At 36.3% G+C, this 16,963-nt stretch carries 14 protein-coding genes; 11 read left to right on the forward strand and 3 right to left on the reverse strand.

Annotated elements, in window-relative coordinates:
• Window positions 1-17 precede the first annotated feature (17 nt).
• Window positions 18-3,248: a TonB-dependent receptor gene (locus M4I44_RS00765; protein ID WP_017498083.1), complete on the reverse strand. Its 3,231-nt coding sequence runs from the start codon at window positions 3,246-3,248 to the stop codon at window positions 18-20.
• 721 nt (window positions 3,249-3,969) lie between these two features.
• The gene (locus M4I44_RS00770) at window positions 3,970-5,136 is read right to left on the reverse strand and encodes an MFS transporter (protein ID WP_249966249.1); all 1,167 of its coding nucleotides are present in this window, start codon (window positions 5,134-5,136) and stop codon (window positions 3,970-3,972) included.
• Window positions 5,137-5,238: 102 nt separating this feature from the next.
• On the opposite strand from M4I44_RS00770, the gene M4I44_RS00775 reads away from it, so the two are divergent.
• From M4I44_RS00775 to M4I44_RS00800, 6 genes are all read left to right on the forward strand, one after another.
• Window positions 5,239-6,072, forward strand: a complete 834-nt coding sequence (locus M4I44_RS00775) for an AraC family transcriptional regulator (RefSeq protein WP_070907749.1) — start codon at window positions 5,239-5,241, stop codon at window positions 6,070-6,072.
• Window positions 6,073-6,139: 67 nt separating this feature from the next.
• Window positions 6,140-6,526 carry a hypothetical protein gene (locus tag M4I44_RS00780; RefSeq protein WP_249966250.1) on the forward strand — a complete coding sequence of 129 codons (387 nt, stop codon included), beginning with the start codon at window positions 6,140-6,142 and terminating at the stop codon, window positions 6,524-6,526.
• 165 nt (window positions 6,527-6,691) lie between these two features.
• Window positions 6,692-7,222 (forward strand): DUF3347 domain-containing protein, encoded by a 531-nt coding sequence (locus M4I44_RS00785; RefSeq protein ID WP_249966251.1) that lies wholly within the window; start codon window positions 6,692-6,694, stop codon window positions 7,220-7,222.
• A gap of 2 nt (window positions 7,223-7,224) precedes the next feature.
• Window positions 7,225-7,770, forward strand: coding sequence for an AraC family transcriptional regulator (locus M4I44_RS00790; RefSeq protein WP_249966252.1), 546 nt, complete (start codon window positions 7,225-7,227; stop codon window positions 7,768-7,770).
• A gap of 485 nt (window positions 7,771-8,255) precedes the next feature.
• On the forward strand, window positions 8,256-10,493 hold the full coding sequence (locus M4I44_RS00795; RefSeq protein WP_249966253.1) for a multicopper oxidase family protein: 2,238 nt from the start codon (window positions 8,256-8,258) through the stop codon (window positions 10,491-10,493).
• Window positions 10,494-10,691: 198 nt separating this feature from the next.
• On the forward strand, window positions 10,692-10,886 hold the full coding sequence (locus M4I44_RS00800) for a hypothetical protein (protein ID WP_070907754.1): 195 nt from the start codon (window positions 10,692-10,694) through the stop codon (window positions 10,884-10,886).
• A 358-nt stretch (window positions 10,887-11,244) separates the two neighbouring features.
• Here M4I44_RS00800 and M4I44_RS00805 read toward each other — a convergent pair whose 3' ends face one another.
• Window positions 11,245-11,697, reverse strand: coding sequence for a DUF4442 domain-containing protein (locus tag M4I44_RS00805; protein WP_017498074.1), 453 nt, complete (start codon window positions 11,695-11,697; stop codon window positions 11,245-11,247).
• A 231-nt stretch (window positions 11,698-11,928) separates the two neighbouring features.
• Between M4I44_RS00805 and M4I44_RS00810 the strand changes: the two genes are divergently transcribed.
• The 5 genes from M4I44_RS00810 (at window position 11,929) to M4I44_RS00830 (ending at window position 16,401) form a co-directional block, all read left to right on the forward strand.
• Window positions 11,929-12,408: a DUF4870 domain-containing protein gene (locus M4I44_RS00810; protein ID WP_083342557.1), complete on the forward strand. Its 480-nt coding sequence runs from the start codon at window positions 11,929-11,931 to the stop codon at window positions 12,406-12,408.
• A 229-nt stretch (window positions 12,409-12,637) separates the two neighbouring features.
• Window positions 12,638-12,970, forward strand: a complete 333-nt coding sequence (locus M4I44_RS00815) for a PadR family transcriptional regulator (RefSeq protein ID WP_017498072.1) — start codon at window positions 12,638-12,640, stop codon at window positions 12,968-12,970.
• Between the two features lie 3 nt (window positions 12,971-12,973).
• Window positions 12,974-14,707 (forward strand): PspC domain-containing protein, encoded by a 1,734-nt coding sequence (locus M4I44_RS00820; RefSeq protein WP_249966254.1) that lies wholly within the window; start codon window positions 12,974-12,976, stop codon window positions 14,705-14,707.
• A 3-nt stretch (window positions 14,708-14,710) separates the two neighbouring features.
• Complete coding sequence (locus M4I44_RS00825) at window positions 14,711-15,445, forward strand: head GIN domain-containing protein (RefSeq protein ID WP_249966255.1); 735 nt, start codon at window positions 14,711-14,713, stop codon at window positions 15,443-15,445.
• An 86-nt stretch (window positions 15,446-15,531) separates the two neighbouring features.
• On the forward strand, window positions 15,532-16,401 hold the full coding sequence (locus tag M4I44_RS00830; protein WP_017498069.1) for a GIN domain-containing protein: 870 nt from the start codon (window positions 15,532-15,534) through the stop codon (window positions 16,399-16,401).
• Window positions 16,402-16,963 lie beyond the last annotated feature (562 nt).

The raw sequence follows: 16,963 nt of genomic DNA on the forward strand, positions 1-16,963 counted from the left end.
TTGTGATACGTTTTAAATTAGAAATTAAGGTTTAAACCAAAAACCAACTGCCTGCTGCGCGGATAAGCCGAATAATCAACTCCCGGTGTTAGCGGAGTTTTTCTTCTTGTGGACACTTCAGGATCCGGACCAGAGTAATTTGTAATTACAAACACATTCGTTGCGGTAAAATAGAATCTCAATTTACTTACTCCCAGCTTAGAGGTTAAGGCTTGCGGTGTACTATATCCTAAAGTCAGCGTATTCAACCTGAAGAACGAACCGTCTTCTACTGCCCAGTCTGTAAACATGAATTTTTGCATGTAAGGAGACCACATCGTAGTATTGGCATTTAGCGCTTCTAAAGCAGCAGGATCTGTTACCAATTGTCCCGAAGCAGGATCTAAATTTGTCCATCTTTTGCCATCTGCCATCTCGGTACTTAAATTCTTGTATTGCCCGTTTCGGTTTGCTGTTGAAAACTCGGCTTTATTGGCATTGTAAATATCATTACCAACGCTCCAGTTGAAAGCGGCAGAAAGATCAAAACCGTAAGCATTTGCATTAATAACCAAACCTCCGGTATGTTTAGGATTAGAATTTCCTATTACTTTTTGATCCGATGCTGTCACTTTATTATCAGCAGAACCATCTGTATTTTTCAGCTTCATCATCCCCGGCTGTAAAGCACCTACTACACTGCTTGCATCAACAACTCCTGCTTTTAAGGTGTACTTTCCTCCTGTATAATCAAAATCAGAAACTTCATAGCGTCCGTCGCTTTGATATCCGTACATTAATCCCATTGGAGAACCTACATTTACCACATAATCATTCCCAACATCAGTAGACGCCCAATTGGTATTTGTGCCAAAATTATCCATTACGCCAAGAGAGTTGATTCGGTTTTTGTTCATTCCAACGTTCACAGAAAAGCTCAAACCATAATTTTTCTTTTCGATGGCTATAAAATTCAGGGTTGCTTCAAAACCGGTATTTTGTGTTTCACCCATATTTCTAAACTGGGTTTTGTAACCTGTACCTCCTACCGGAAATTCGATCAGTAAGTCCTTCGTAACATTTTTATACACATCAAAAGTTCCGTTCAGACGATTTTTGAAAAATCCGAAATCAAGACCAATATTTTGCGTTACAGTAGTCTCCCACTTCAATTCCGGATTTGCCAAAACACTCGATGGAGACCAATAGCTATCGAAACCGTTTATGAACCCATTTGTACTGGACAAATAACTCTGAACGGTTTGCCCAACAGGAATGTTATTGTTACCCGCCTCACCATAACTAAGTCTTAGCTTTAGAAGATTTAACCAGGAAGCATTTTTCAGGAAATCCTCTTCAGAAATTTTCCATGCTGCCGCTGCTGCCGGGAAATACCCCCAACGGTTGTTTCCTAAAAACCTACTAGAACCGTCTGCACGAAAAGAAGCTGTTAACAAATAGCGGTCTTTATAATCATAATTTAAACGTCCGAAAAAGGACAGCAATTTATCATCCGCACTGTAAAAATTGTCCACTGAAAAAGGTGTTCCCTGTGTCGTTAATTTCTTAGCCTGATCTAAATCAAAAAATTTCGGATAATTTAAAATCGTCGTGGTTACGGTGTTTGAGGTTGTCGTAATCATCTCTTCTCCTAAAAGTGCCGTCAAATGATGATTGTCTCCCAGAATATTTTTAAAATCATAGTTTAAAGTATTGGCATTTCTAAAACGTACGTCTTTACGATCACTCATGACCATACCCGGCTTTCCTGCACCTATTTTGGCTGTACTTGAAAAATAAGTAGAAGACCCATAAAAACGATAATCAGAATAATTGGAATTGTCCAATCCTAAATCACTTTGAAATTTTAAATCTTTAGCCAGTTTCCAACCAAAGCTTCCCAATAAATTATAATTTTTTCGGAACTGCTGACGGTCATTGTCTGTTATTGCCAAAAATGGATTTACCAGATAACTGTTCACAGACTGATCATCATTATCAGTAGTTAATCCCGGCATTGGAATAGGCGCATAACCTACACTATGACGCAAACGGCTGTCTAATGATGAAGCCTGATTTTGATCGTTTGCACCGCCACCATTTATATCAGTATCAGAGTAACGTACTGTAAATCCAAGGTCTATTTTTTCGCTTGCTTTATTTTTTAAGGCCAATGAGAGGTTATTTCTTTTAAAATTCGAACCTGCCATAATTGCTTTTTCATCGTAATATGCATAGTTAAAGTTGTAACTAAGCTTTTCATTCCCTCCACGAATTCCTAAATCACGGCTGTTTACTTCACCACGACGGCCGTAAATCTGTTTTTGCCAATCCGTTCCTTTTAAACCATTATACAAATCACGATCCTGCCAGCTGCCAAAATACTTGGTATAGGAGCTTGGATTGCTCAAAATCGTTTTATCCGTCTGATCCAATAATGCATATTCGTATTGCCATTTTACAAAATCATCAACCGGAAGAACCTCGATTTCTTTGGCCATGGTTTTCATTCCGTAAAACATATTATAGCTCACAGCCATTTTTCCGTCTTTACCGGTTTTAGTCGTAATAATAATAACCCCGTTTGCTCCTCTTGATCCATAGATTGCAGTAGAAGAAGCATCTTTCAAAACCGTCATCGATTCAACATTAGAAGCCGCAATATCATTCATACTGTTTACCGGAAAACCATCTACAATAATTAACGGAGAAGCATCCTGTGTTAAAGACCCGCCTCCACGCACTCTGATTTTAATATCGGCATCCGGTGAACCTTCGCTTGAAGTAACCTGAACTCCGGCGATTCTGCCCGTTAAAGCTTCGGCGATATTAGAAACCGGAACTTTTTTCAGGTCATTTCCTGAAATGGAAGAAACTGCCCCTGTCAGATCCGATTTTTTAACGGTACCGTAACCTACCACAACCACTTCATTTAAAGCATTTGAATCTTCGATTAAAACAACATCAACTTTCGTTTTTCCGGCAGCATTGACTTCTTTGGTTTTAAAACCTATAAACGAATAGGTTACAACTGCTTTGGGATTGGTCAATTTTAATTTGTACCGTCCGTCAAAATCTGAGGAAGTTCCGTTTTTTGTTCCTTTCTCTAATATATTAACACCCGGCAAGGTGAGTCCTGCAGCATCCTTAACGGTTCCTTCGAGTGTAATACTTTGCGCCTGCATTTGATTGCCGGCCAGTAAGCACAATAAGAAAACAACTGCAAAGCAACAATTTGCTCCTTTGTTAAATAAATCTTTAAAATTCATGGTTGATTGTTTAAGTTATTAATTGTTTGTTCTAAGTGGTTATTTCGTTTTGATTAGGTTCCCTCTTTTTTAACTGATTATCAAAGCCTCACTTCTAAGACAACAGTTTCTTTTTTGAGTTGTTTTTTGACCTTCTAAATAAGGTCATTTTTTTAGCCTTAAAAAAAGTTGTAATCGATTACACAAACTTAAATATTTTTTTGAGATAAAAAATTAAAAGTCATAAAAATTTCCCAAAATAAATGACATACCAAAAATAAAACCGCCTTTTTATATCACAAATGCAATTTAAGTCCGATATAAATAGTAAATATATTTTTATTTTTTTAGCGGATTGCGGTGGTTTTACAAAAAAAAACAATCGATTACAAGGGAACTCATTGCGATATTGTCAACTTCTTTTTTGAGCTGTTTTTAATGGCTGTTTTTTCAAAAAAAATAACAAAAAACAGTATTCCTGTCACAAAAATTATCGCATACGAAGTCAAGCTACCACTGTAAAGACACCATATTCTTACTAAAAAGAAAAACAACATACTACAACCCTGCTTGGGAGGAATCAAAAAACAAAAAAAGAGTCTTTGAACCCGATAAGTTCAAAGACTCTTTTTTAATATAATTTGCAAACCTTAACGTTAGCTAACTTTTTACCGCTTACGCTTCTCTCGCATCGTTTAAATCTAACTAACAACAATAGCTCTCAAAGATTACAACAAAATCTTTACGCTTTTTGCAACTGCAAATTCCCTTTATGTTTCTGCATTAAAGCAAAAGTAATTACCATTCCGCTTAACGCCATAACCAAACCGATTAAATTTGGCGAAGCATAACTGTACCCAGCAGACAATGGCAAACCTCCCAAAAAGGCTCCCAACGCATTTCCGATATTAAAACTACCCTGCAGCGCTGCCGAAGCAATCATCTCAGCATCTTTAGCCGTTTTAATCATTAACATCTGAATTGGAGCAATCACCGAAAAAGAAACAGCACCCGTTAAAAAAGTCAGAAATAAAGATACATATTGATTGAAGGAGAAAAAGTACACCATAATTAAATCAATCGCCATAACAAAAAGCAGCGCCAGTACAGTAGGTGCCGGAGAATATTTATCAGCCAGTTTACCTCCGGCAAAATTGCCTACCAGCATTCCTAAACCAGCCAAAATCAAAATATAAGACACATCCTCGGGCGCAAACTTAGAAACATTTGTCATTAGAGGTGCGATATAACTAATCCATGCAAAAAGACCTCCGAATCCAATGGCTGTAATTCCAATAATTAGCCAAGCTTCTGTTTTCTTAAAGAACAATAACTGGGTTTTCATATTGACCATTCCGCTCTTTTCCAGATTTGGCATCCATAACGAAATAAATAAAAACGTTAGTAAACCTACAGCGGCAATTAAAACAAAAGTATAACGCCAGATAAAGTTATGTCCAATATAGGTGCCAATAGGCACACCTATTAAATTCGCCAGTGTTAAACCCGAAAACATAATAGCGATCGCCTGAGCTTCTTTACCCTTATCGGCCAAACGGCTCGCTACCACAGCACCGACTCCAAAAAAGGCTCCGTGCGGTAATCCCGAAAGAAATCTTGAAGCGAATAGAAAATTGTAATCAGGGGAAATAATCGAAAGAGCATTAAATACCGTCAGCATCAAAGCCAAAATTAAAAGCATTTTTTTGGGTGCAAAATTTCTTCCCAGAATAACTAATAAAGGCGCACCAATGACAACACCAAGTGCGTAAGCAGAGATTAAATATCCGGCAACCGGAATCGAAACTTTCATATCTGAAGCAATATCAGGCAGCAAACCCATCATGACAAATTCGGTAATTCCGATAGTCAAACCTCCTAATGAGAGTGCAATAAGACTTTTTTTCATTTGTTTGTAATAGAAAGGAATAGAATTTCTATGTTGCAAATTTAACACCGTTAAGCGGAAAATAAATTGTACATTTACGACATAAACTTGTAAATTTAAGTTATGCCTAAATTCAATCAGTTTGAAAAGCTTGTCATTCATGAGTTCGAAGATGACGTATTTCCCCATGTTCCGCACACTCATACCTATTATGAGATTATTTACATCAAAAAAGGCAACGGAATTCATCATCTTAACCACAACTTATTGCCTTATAAATCTGGTGATCTCTTTGTGATTTCTCCGGAAGACGAGCATTACTTCGATATTAAAAAAAGAACGCGTTTTGTTTACATCAAGTTTACTGATAACTATTTTGATTCGAACAGGAATCTTTTTTGTGATGATTTACTGCTGAACACTCCGGAGGATTTTATGCGGAACAAGTTACTGAAGGAGACCATTTTAAAACTAGACGATCCTTGTAAAACCATTTTAAAAAATACGATCGAAAACATTACTGCCTACAATTGTAAGACGGATGTTTCGAGCTCGCCAATAGTTTTTTATCAGATCCTTTCCATTTTTGGATTGATTAAAGAGACCATCCGCTGCATGAATCTGCAACTGAAATCAACTCCTATTGACAACGAACAAATCGCAACCTATATTCATCAAAACATTTACAACCCCAAATTGGTCCAGATTAAAGTTATTGCAGATCACTTTAATATTGCCCAAACTTATTTCAGCGCTTACTTTAAAAGAACTTTTGCCATAAGCTATCGTGAGTACATTCACAATCTGAGAACTACTTTAATCGAAAAGCGAATTCACAACAATCAGCTGCCCATTAAACAAATTGCTCATGAATTTGGTTTTACCGATGAAAGCCACCTTTCCAATTACTTTAAAAAAAGGAAAAACATGAAACCTACGGATTATAAAAAACTGTGAGTATTGAATTTCAAAAAACTAAAGAGTAAAAAAAAATACCTAAATTTGTAATTCTAAAACATTTTCGTTGACAGGAAAAATTTACATAGTGTTTCTAATCATGACCTTTGGCTTCTTACTGATGCCAAGTGAAGGTTATGCCTGCGGAAAAACGAACGCGAAAAGTTCCTGCGAAAAGAAAGCGGTTTCAAAACACGAGACGGCTGATATTTCTCAAAAAAACTGTTGCAAAAAAGATAACGGCTCAAAAAATGATGAGCACGGCTGCAACCGAAAATGTGATCATTCGGGCTGTACCCCATCTGGACTTCAATTCAGCTTAATGACAAAGAATGAATTTGAATTTGAAAAAAATCTGTTCAATTTCTCTTCAGAGAAAACAATACCTTACTACAAAAACATCAGTATTTCTGCTGGTTTTACTTCTATTTGGTCACCCCCAAAAATAAAATAATTGTATCTCTGACAGCCAAAGTTACGCTTTGTAACGAAGCTTTTATCTCTCATAAAAAAAGCAACACACTGTTTATCAGATTATTTATGAGACTATAATTAGTAATAATCAATCTTAAATTATTTAACTTAGAGGGAATTTAACGCTCTAATAAAATCAGATACAATGAAAAAATCAATTTTAACCATAGTAATAGTAATCTTAGTCGCTTTTTCTGCTAATATTATTTTGGCCACTTCCATAAAAAGAGAAACTACAACAATAGAAGTTGCCGATTCAAGTCAGTTACAAACCGTTTATGATGCTTATTTTACGGTAAAAGATGCCTTAATTAAAAGCGATGCCAAACTCACTTCGGCAAAAGCCAAAGATTTACTGGATGCCATCACAGCTATAAAAATGAACCAATTGAAGGGTGAAGAACACAACGCCTGGATGAAAGTCATGAAAAAAATAACGGCTGACGCTAAAAGTATTTCGACTACCACAGATCTTAAAAAACAGCGCGAAACTTTCAAATCGCTCTCCAAAAACACTTACGAACTTATTAAAGTGTCAAAATCAGATCAGGCGGTATACAAACAACACTGCCCGATGGTGGATGCCGACTGGCTGAGCAAAGAAAAGACGATTAAAAATCCTTATTACGGTTCGTCAATGTTAACTTGCGGAAGTGTGGTAGAAACGATCAAGTAAATATGACACTCTGCATCAAAAACATGGTGTGCAGACGATGTATAATGGTTGTGGAGTCTGAGTTTAAAAAACTTGGACTCCATCCAATTTCTGTTGCATTAGGTGAAGTCAAACTACAGGACTCTATTTCTGAAAGTCAAAGGGAAGTGCTGCTGAAAAGTTTACAGACACTGGGCTTTGATTTTATTGATGACAAAAAAAGCAAGACAGTTGAGCGCATAAAAAAGCTCATCGCTGACCTGATTCATTCTAAAAACAACGACCACAAAGTCAACTTGTCTGATCACTTAATTAAAAACCTCAGCCAGGATTACAGCACGCTAAGCAATTTATTCTCAGAAATTGAAAACACAACTATTGAAAAATACTTTATCAGCCAAAAAATAGAAAAAGTAAAGGAGCTGCTCCTTTATAATGAACTGTCGTTAAGTCAGATTGCGGATGCTCTAAACTATAGTAATGTAGCACATTTGAGCAATCAATTTAAAAAAATCACAGGCTTTACTCCTACCGGTTTTAAACAATTGAAGGACAAAAAAACGCGTTGAGATTGAGAATTTGCAACCCTTTCTCATTTATTCTGACCTGTAACTAAAAGAATTTGAGAGATTTTGTTTCTCGCAGATTCCACAGATTGAGCAGATTTAAATTTTAAAAATTTGCTCATAGATAATCTGCAAAATCTGCTCAAAATCTTTTAAGATCTGCGTGACAAAAAAATTGCGGTTCCTATAAATGATTACGTCTTTTACATAAGCCCTTGTGAGCTTTGTGACTGGATGCTTTTTGAAATCTTACAAATCATTCTCAAAATTGTACAACCCTCAAGTAATCTTTACTTCGGAAATTTGCATTGTAATACTTAAAACATTGAAAAAATGACATTTACAGCCTAAGGAAAAAATTACAGCAATGGGAACCTGAACCAAAATGGAGATCGAAAGTACCCAAATAACGCAGGTAAAAATCAAGTTCGGTTTTAGTAATGGTAAACACTTTACGATTACGAAATCCAAACCTTAAAAAAATCAATATGAAACTACAGACTATTATACTCCTCTTTTTAATCACTTTTAGTACAAAAGCGCAAAAAGTGGTTCGTTACGATCTGCATGTTCGGGACACTATTGTGAATTTTTCCGGAAAAGAAAAAAGAGCTCTTACAGTCAACGGACAAATTCCGATGCCAACTCTGACTTTCACTGAAGGAGATATCGCAGAAATTTACGTACACAACGACTTAAAAAAAGAAAACACTGCATTGCACTGGCACGGATTATTCCTTCCGAATAAGGAAGACGGTGTTCCTTATTTGACCCAGATGCCCATAAAACCGGGAACAACGCACAAATACAGTTTTCCTATTATTCAAAATGGAACGTATTGGTACCACAGCCACTCCGGGTTACAGGAACAAATTGGTTTGTATGGTCTTTTTATCATCAATAAAAAGAAAGACGATCCGACCATTAGAAAAGGAATCGATGATTTACCGACAATTCCCGTTATTCTAAGCGAATGGACGGATCTGAAACCGGAAAATGTACAGCGAATGCTGCACAATGCCGACGATTGGTTCGCCATAAAAAAAGGAACGACACAAAGTTATGCCGAAGCCATTAAACAAGGTCACTTTGCAACAAAGGTAACCAACGAATGGAAACGTATGAATGCCATGGACGTTAGTGATATTTATTACGAAAAGTTTCTGATCAACGGTAAAAACGAACAGCAGCTTTCACAATTTAAAGCGGGCGATAAAGTAAGACTGAGAATTGCAAACGGAGGCGCTTCGAGTTATTTCTGGCTGACCTACGGCGGTGGAAAAATAACTGTTGTGGCGAGTGACGGAAATGATGTTGAGCCCGTAGAAGTTGACCGTTTGATTATCTCAGTTTCAGAAACCTATGATGTGATAGTTACTATTCCTGAAGATAAAAAATCCTTTGCATTCCTGGCTACAGCCGAAGACAGAACCGGATCTGCTTCATTATTTTTAGGAGCAGGAACAAAACAGTCTGTCAACCATCTTCCGAAATTAAAATATTTCGAAGGAATGAAAATGATGAATGATATGATGAAGATGAACGGTGACATGAACGATATGGGCATGCAAATGTCGCTGAACAAAATGGATATGAATGCTGTTATGTATCCTGAGATTACCGGAGGTGGCGAGCCTATGAAAATGGAAGATCACTCCAATCACAACATGGAAGGCATGAACATGGCTACAGACACAACTGAAGTTGCCGGAATTACGACTCTGAATTACGGAATGCTAAAATCACCAACCATAACAACGCTGCCTAAAGATGCACCGGTAAAAGAACTACGCTTTGAGTTGTCCGGAAATATGAACCGTTATGTTTGGAGTTTAGACAATAAAGTTATTTCTGAAACCGATAAAATCCTGATCAAAAAAGGCGAAAACGTCCGAATCGTATTGTACAACGGATCAATGATGCGTCACCCTATGCATTTACACGGACATGATTTTAGAATTTTGAACGAACATGGTGATTACTCTCCGTTAAAAAATGTGATTGATATTATGCCGATGGAAACCGATACCATCGAATTTCAGGCCAATACCGAAGGAGACTGGTTTTTTCATTGTCATATCCTGTACCACATGATGGCCGGAATGGGACGTATTTTTACTTACGAGAATCAGGCACCCAATCCACTAATTCACGATAAAAAAATGGCCGATAAAATGCTGAAGATGGACGATCGTATGTTTCATTTTAGAGCCGAAAATGACTTTGCCTCTAACGGAAATGACGGAGAAGCTCTTTTAAGCAGTACGCGTTGGAGTATTGGTACCGAATGGAGATTAGGCTATAACAACAAAAACGGTTTCGAAACAGAGACTCATATTGGCCGTTACATAGGCAAAATGCAATGGTTTATGCCTTTCATCGGTTTTGACTGGCGTTACAGAAAAATGGGAATTGACGAACAAGAACAAAATATGTTCGGACAAAAGAATACCAAAGACCATCGTTCGGTTCTAAGCGCCGGTATTGAGTATACCTTGCCTATGCTGGTAAAAGCACAAGTTGAGGTTTTTACTGATGGAAATGTCCGAATTCAGTTTGAACGAAAAGACATTCCCCTTGCCAAACGTCTGCGCATGAATTTGATGTGGAATACAGATAAGGAGTATATGGCCGGTTTGAAATACATCGTCGGACGCAACTTTGGAATCACAACGCATTATGACAGTGATATGGGAGTTGGTTTTGGAGTAAATCTGAATTATTAAACAGATCAGCGTATGTACTTTTATCCAAATTTATAACATTAAAGCGCTATAATAACCTTCTCTTTATGCCCTGTTTTAAAATGAATTATTACAAAAACATTAACTAAACCGTAAGAGTTAACTTTAGAAAGTCTTTCTATATTTGAATTTCTATCTTCAATTAAAAAACAAAATCGTAAAACCTTAAATTAAACAAAAATGAAAAACTTATTTGCCGTTTTAGCTGTTGCTTTATTTACAATTGGTGTTCAGGCTCAAGACACTAAACCAGCTCCAAAAAAAGAAAAAGCTAAAAAAGAATCCTGCTGTAAAAAAATGGATAATGCGAAAACAGACACTGCAAAGACAGATACTGCAAAAACAGATAAGAAATCTTGTTGCGCTAAAAAATAAACGAAACTTAATTTCAACAAAAAAGAGGCTGTCATTAGCCTCTTTTTTTGTTCCTTAACATTTCGATTAAGATCAACGATAACAGAAAAAAATCTGCGAAATCCGTTAAATCTCTGTGTAAAAATATGCCCCAACCAAAGGGAACGCGTAAAGCAATTGTCACAAACCACATTCGACATTCATCATTTGACTTTAAATTGCATACTAATTCATGACCAAATGTCTGTCTCTATTCCCTTGACCAAGCTCTAAATTTCATCAAAGGCCATCATTGCTCCTCCCAGATATCTGAACATTTGCAAAAAATAATTTGCGAAATCACTTCGTGCGTTCCCTTTGGCGGAATTTGGCTAAAAAACTATTTAACACGAACGCTCCACTCAAAGTCCATTTCTGAAACCTGAGTACCACTTTCATCTGTTCCAATTGATTTCATCCAGAAGGTTTGTCCTTCACCGGTTTTGATGGTCTCTTTTATTGCATCGGCGATTAAGTGTCCGTCATTACAAACAAATGTTATCCTTCCTGTCGCCTTTTTGGTAAAGTTCCCTTTATTGTTTGCAACTAACATCGAAATCTTTTTCCCGCTTTGTTGAATCTGAGAGATTACCAATGCTCCGGTAGTTAACTCTGCTGCCATTGCCTGAACGGCAAAATACATCGAATTGAACGGATTTTGATTGATCCATCGGTGCTTAACACTTACGACACATCTGTCTTTGTCGATTGCCTTTACACGCACACCACAAATGTAGGCCGACGGCAGTTTGAATAATACAAATTTATTGAGTTTGGAAACGGATAATGCCATGGTATTTATTTTTTTATGTAAAAATACAAAAAAACTATGCGCGCACAATAAATTTAAAATACTTTCAAGGACTACCAATAAACTCGGGCACTCCGAATGATTTTCAGCGTTTTATAGGCATTCAACCAATTTTAAACTTGTTAATATTTTGTTAATATTTGGTACTATGCAAAACAAGATACTGTCTTTTAGATATATATTTGCATAAGAAATTACTATATACTTTTAATCATGGAAACAACAACACCACTCATCATGGAAACTTCATCAGAAAAGAACACTGCAACGTTCACACACTTAAGCACTTTAAGTCAGTACATCATTCCATTTGGGAATTACATTTTCCCGATATTAATCTGGACGAGTTACAAAGACAAATCAGAATTTGTAAACCATCACGGAAAACAGACTTTAAATTTTCAACTAAGTCTTTTGCTTTACACTCTGGTTTTGGCCTTAATTGCAATCCCGATTTTCATCACTGTAGTCTTGCAAAACATTCCGATCGAAGCTTTAATGTATGATGACAATTATGTTATTCGCAATTTCAACTTCGAGGGTAACATTGGTTTGCTGACTATTGGAGCCACAGCAGTAGTGCTTTTTGGATTGTTAAAATTTGTTGAATTCTTTTTAGTGATTTACGCTTCGATAAAAGCATCAAACGGAGAACTATACAAGTATCCAATTACGATTCCTTTTATTAAATAAATTTTAAAGTTAAAAGTTATAGGTTAAAAGGATCTAGCCCTGATAGAAGCGGAAATCCTTTTGTGCCGGGGTTCGGCACAAAAGATTGAAACGGATAGCAGGAAACAGCTCCTTAAAAAAATCAATCATCAATCACCCGAGCCGGAAGGGCAAACCGGCATCTCAATCATCAATCAATCATCATCAATCAAAAAACGAATTGTTCAATCAAAAAAAACAAAATGAAATTATGAACATTGAAAACACAAAAGCACAGATGCGCAAAGGTGTTCTTGAGTTTTGCATCCTATCTGTATTAAAAGAAAAAGATGCTTACACATCAGAAATATTAGACACTTTAAAAAACGCAAAATTACTAGTTGTTGAGGGAACAGTTTATCCACTTTTGACTAGGCTGAAAAACGACGGTTTGCTTAATTATCGATGGGAAGAATCTACGTCTGGACCACCAAGGAAATATTATGGATTAACCGAAATAGGACAAACATTTTTAAACGAACTTAGCGGTACCTGGACAGAATTGTCTGACGCCGTAAAACTAATCACCAATCAAAATCAATAAGTCATGAACAAAACAGTAAATATTAACTTAGGCGGTATGGTTTTTCACATCGATGAAGATGCATATCTAAAACTGACACGCTATTTTGATGCCATAAAACGATCTCTTACCAACTCGTCCGGACAGGATGAAATCATCAAAGATATCGAAATGCGTATCTCAGAATTATTAATTGAGAAACAAAAAAGCGATAAACATGTTGTAGGACTGAAAGATGTTGATGAGGTGATTACCGTTATGGGGCAGCCTGAAGACTATATTCTGGAAGATGAAGAAAAAACAGGTCAGTCTTTTAATGATTACGGAACAAGAAAACACAAAAAATTATACCGTGACAAAGAAAAAGGAATGATTGGTGGTGTAGCAACCGGTTTAGGGCATTATTTTGGAATTGACGCTGTTTGGATCAAAATTATTTTCTTAATATTTGTTTTCGCAGGTTTTGGAACCGGAATCTTAGCTTATTTCGTTCTTTGGATCGTAACTCCTGAAGCAATTACGACTTCGGAGAAACTGGAAATGACAGGTGAACCGGTAACGATCTCGAACATTGAGAAAAAAGTTCGTGAAGAAATTGAAAACTTATCTGATAAATTTAAAAATGCAGATTATGACGCAATGGGAAACCAGGTAAAGTCGGGAGCTGAGAGAATAAGTAGTTCATTTGGAGACTTTATCATGACGGTTTTTAAAATATTCGCTAAATTCTTAGGTGTCATTTTAATCATATCCGGAATCAGTACTTTGATTATGTTATTGATTGGAGTTTTTACTTTAGGAACTAATGTTTTTGTTGATTTTCCATGGCAAAACTTTGTAGATGCCGGAAACTTTACAGATTATCCGCTTTGGTCATTTGGTTTATTAATGTTTTTTGCTGTTGGAATTCCCTTTTTCTTTTTGACACTTTTAGGTTTCAAATTGTTATCTCCAAACCTGAAGTCCATTGGAAACATTACCAAATATACCTTGTTAGCCATTTGGATTATTGCAGTTGCTATCGCGATCAGCATTGGAATCAAACAAGCGACAGAACTTTCATACGACAACAAGATGGTCGAGAAAAAATCAATCAACATTACTCCAAAAGATACTCTTTTCGTAAAATTCAGATACAATGATTACTATGCGAAAGATCTGGACCACCGTAGCGATTTTGAATTTGTACAAGACTCTGCCAACAATCAGTTAATCTATTCTAACGATGTTCGCTTGCATGTTTTACCTACAGATGAAGCTGCTCCTTACATTCAAATTGAAAAAACAGCCAGAGGAAACTCGTTTATCAATGCCAAACAAAGAGCAGAAAAAATCAACTACAAGTTTGAGCTTAACGGAAATCGCTTAATTTTGGATAATTATTTTCTTACAGATGTAAAAAACAAATTCAGAGGACAGGAAGTAGATGTATATTTATACTTACCTGAAGGGCAATTATTCAAGCCGGATTCATCTGTACAAGATTATGACGATTCTGACAATGATTTTTTCAACTTACACTTTAGCGGTAACTACAATTACAAAGTGCAAGGTTCAAAAATCAAATGCCTTGACTGCCCTGCCGAAGAAAATGAGTATGGAGACGAATATGATGATACGACCGAAAAAAGTTTCATAGAAAACGATACCGTAAATGGAGTTTCCATCGAAGTAAACGGAAAAGAAATTTTAAACGCAAAGAAAACCAAAGGAAAATTAACCACTGATGAAAACGGAGTTGTAATCAAAATTAACTAGGCCATGATAAAAATAATCATTCATATTACAAAATTCATTATTGCAGCAGTTACTGCATTATTGTTTGCCTCTTGTAACCTTAATGTGAATACTATTAAAGGAAGCGGAAATGTTACTACTGAAAAAAGAACCCTATCCGGTAATTTTACAAAAGTGTCGGTTAGCAATGCGATAGATCTTGTTATTATCCAATCTGATTCTACGGAAGTTGTTGTTGAAGCTGACGATAACATACAACAGGAAATCACAACAAAAGTGGAAAATGGAACGCTATACATCAAATGCAAATACAATAGTTTTCAGGATATTGCCACAAAAAGGGTAACCGTAAAAATGCCTGTTATCGATAAATTAGCAGCCTGGAGCGCCGCATCTATTATGAGTAAAGGCCTAATTCAGGGTCAGGATATTAATATTGAAGCTTCAAGTGCTTCAACTGTAGATGTGAATATCGAATCGGATAACATTACTTGTGATTCAGACAGCGGGAGCTCTATCCGCCTGGAAGGAAAAGCATTAAAAATGCAGGCTTCAGCTTCAAGCGGCGGCAGCGTTAGTGCTCGTAAACTTTTGGCAAATGAAATTCATGCCGAAGCCTCAAGCGGAGGAGACGTAAATGTTCATCCAATTGTAAGCCTTAAAGCCTCAGCCAGCAGCGGAGGAACTGTCAATTATGACATCACTCCAAAAACAATTGAAAAAACTTCAAGTTCAGGAGGAACGATTAGCCAGGGATAAACCTTATTTATCTGTTAAATGTAAAAAAATCATTCATCGAAAGTGGATGATTTTTTTATATTTGTCCAAATCAAATCTTAGAATTAATGAAAAAGAATACGGCCCTTCTTCTATTATTATTGGTTACGACCTTAACTTTTGCCCAGCGAAGAGAAAAAATAAAAGGATCTAAAATTGTAACCACTTCGGTAAAAGAAGTTGGTGAATTTGATGGCATTGAAGCAGATGACAATCTGGAAGTTTACCTGGAACGAGGAGAAAAAAACGAAATTAGAATTGAAGCCGATGACAATCTGCATGAAATCATTGGAACGGATTTAAGAGAAAAAGTACTTCGTCTCTATACTGCCAAAGAAAGTACGATCTTCAAAAAACTGGTTGTTCATGTTATCTATACCGGTTCATTAAAAACCGTAATTGCTAAAAATGAGGCTGTAGTCTATGCCATTCAGGAACTTAAATTAGACGATATCACTTTTCATAGCTTCGATTATGCTAAATTACTGCTCAACGTAAATTCTAAAAAATTCAGTTTGTTTGCAGATGACAGATCCAAAACCGAACTAAACTTAAAATCAGAAGATGCTTCCTTACAGCTAAGCAAAAACGCTTCGATTAAAACATTAGTTTCTGCCATAAAATTCAAATGTGATTTGTACCAAAAAACAACTGCCGCTATTGAAGGTATCGCCGAAAAAGCAACAATCCGTTTAGACAATAACGCTGTTTTTACAGGAATAAAATTTACTTTAAAAGAGGCTAACGTTACCACTGAAGGCTCTTCTGTCGCTACTATTTTAGCGGAGAACAATTTAGCAATCGCAGCCGGCGATAAGTCAGAGATCTCACTGTTTGGAAGTCCAAAAATCGAACTTACCCGTTTTAGCGAAGAAGCAAAACTCATCAAGAAACCAAGTCCTGTAAAAGCGAAGGCAACTACGCCGTTGCAGGGGTAGAGTTTGTGTGGTTTGAAGAAGTTTCAAGTTTCAGGTTTCAGGTTTCAGGTTTCAGGTTGGAATGAAGGGAATTGATAAAGCGATGATGAACACCTAACCTAATCTCGCAAAGACGCAAAGACGCAAAGTTTTTACTTTTTAAAATATATCGGGCTGATGAACTGATAAACAAAAACAAAAAGTCCATTCGCAAAAACGAATGGACTTTTTCTATTTTAAGAGTTCCGACAACTTGAAACTTGAAACTTTCAGACTTGAAACTCCACTTACGACGTTACAGGGGTAGATTCTTAGATTCTTAGATTCTTAGATTCTTAGATTCTTAGATTCTTAGATTCTTAGATTCTTAGATTCTTAGATTCTTAGATTCTTAGATTCTTAGATTCTTAGATTCTTAGATTCTTAGATTCTTAGATTCTTAGATTCTTAGATTCTTAGATTCTTAGATTCTTTCTATAAAAAAATCCATTCGCTGCGCGAATGGATTTTTTTTATGGATAACCTTTGCAACTTTGTACCTCTGTAACTTTGTACCTCTGCAACTTTACAACTTTGCAACTTA

The sequence above is a fragment of the Flavobacterium sp. B183 genome (assembly GCF_023539155.1).
Lineage (GTDB): Bacteria > Bacteroidota > Bacteroidia > Flavobacteriales > Flavobacteriaceae > Flavobacterium > Flavobacterium tructae.

Excerpts from the sequence above, each read along its gene's own strand:
- M4I44_RS00795 (WP_249966253.1), top strand. The coding sequence starts at position 8,256 with ATGAAACTACAGACTATTATACTCCTCTTTTTAATCACTTTTAGTACA.
- M4I44_RS00790 (WP_249966252.1), top strand. The coding sequence starts at position 7,225 with ATGACACTCTGCATCAAAAACATGGTGTGCAGACGATGTATAATGGTT.
- M4I44_RS00800 (WP_070907754.1), top strand. The coding sequence starts at position 10,692 with ATGAAAAACTTATTTGCCGTTTTAGCTGTTGCTTTATTTACAATTGGT.
- M4I44_RS00785 (WP_249966251.1), top strand. The coding sequence starts at position 6,692 with ATGAAAAAATCAATTTTAACCATAGTAATAGTAATCTTAGTCGCTTTT.
- M4I44_RS00805 (WP_017498074.1), bottom strand. The coding sequence starts at position 11,697 with ATGGCATTATCCGTTTCCAAACTCAATAAATTTGTATTATTCAAACTG.
- M4I44_RS00820 (WP_249966254.1), top strand. The coding sequence starts at position 12,974 with ATGAACAAAACAGTAAATATTAACTTAGGCGGTATGGTTTTTCACATC.
- M4I44_RS00775 (WP_070907749.1), top strand. The coding sequence starts at position 5,239 with ATGCCTAAATTCAATCAGTTTGAAAAGCTTGTCATTCATGAGTTCGAA.
- M4I44_RS00830 (WP_017498069.1), top strand. The coding sequence starts at position 15,532 with ATGAAAAAGAATACGGCCCTTCTTCTATTATTATTGGTTACGACCTTA.
- M4I44_RS00770 (WP_249966249.1), bottom strand. The coding sequence starts at position 5,136 with ATGAAAAAAAGTCTTATTGCACTCTCATTAGGAGGTTTGACTATCGGA.
- M4I44_RS00815 (WP_017498072.1), top strand. The coding sequence starts at position 12,638 with ATGAACATTGAAAACACAAAAGCACAGATGCGCAAAGGTGTTCTTGAG.
- M4I44_RS00825 (WP_249966255.1), top strand. The coding sequence starts at position 14,711 with ATGATAAAAATAATCATTCATATTACAAAATTCATTATTGCAGCAGTT.
- M4I44_RS00765 (WP_017498083.1), bottom strand. The coding sequence starts at position 3,248 with ATGAATTTTAAAGATTTATTTAACAAAGGAGCAAATTGTTGCTTTGCA.
- M4I44_RS00810 (WP_083342557.1), top strand. The coding sequence starts at position 11,929 with ATGGAAACAACAACACCACTCATCATGGAAACTTCATCAGAAAAGAAC.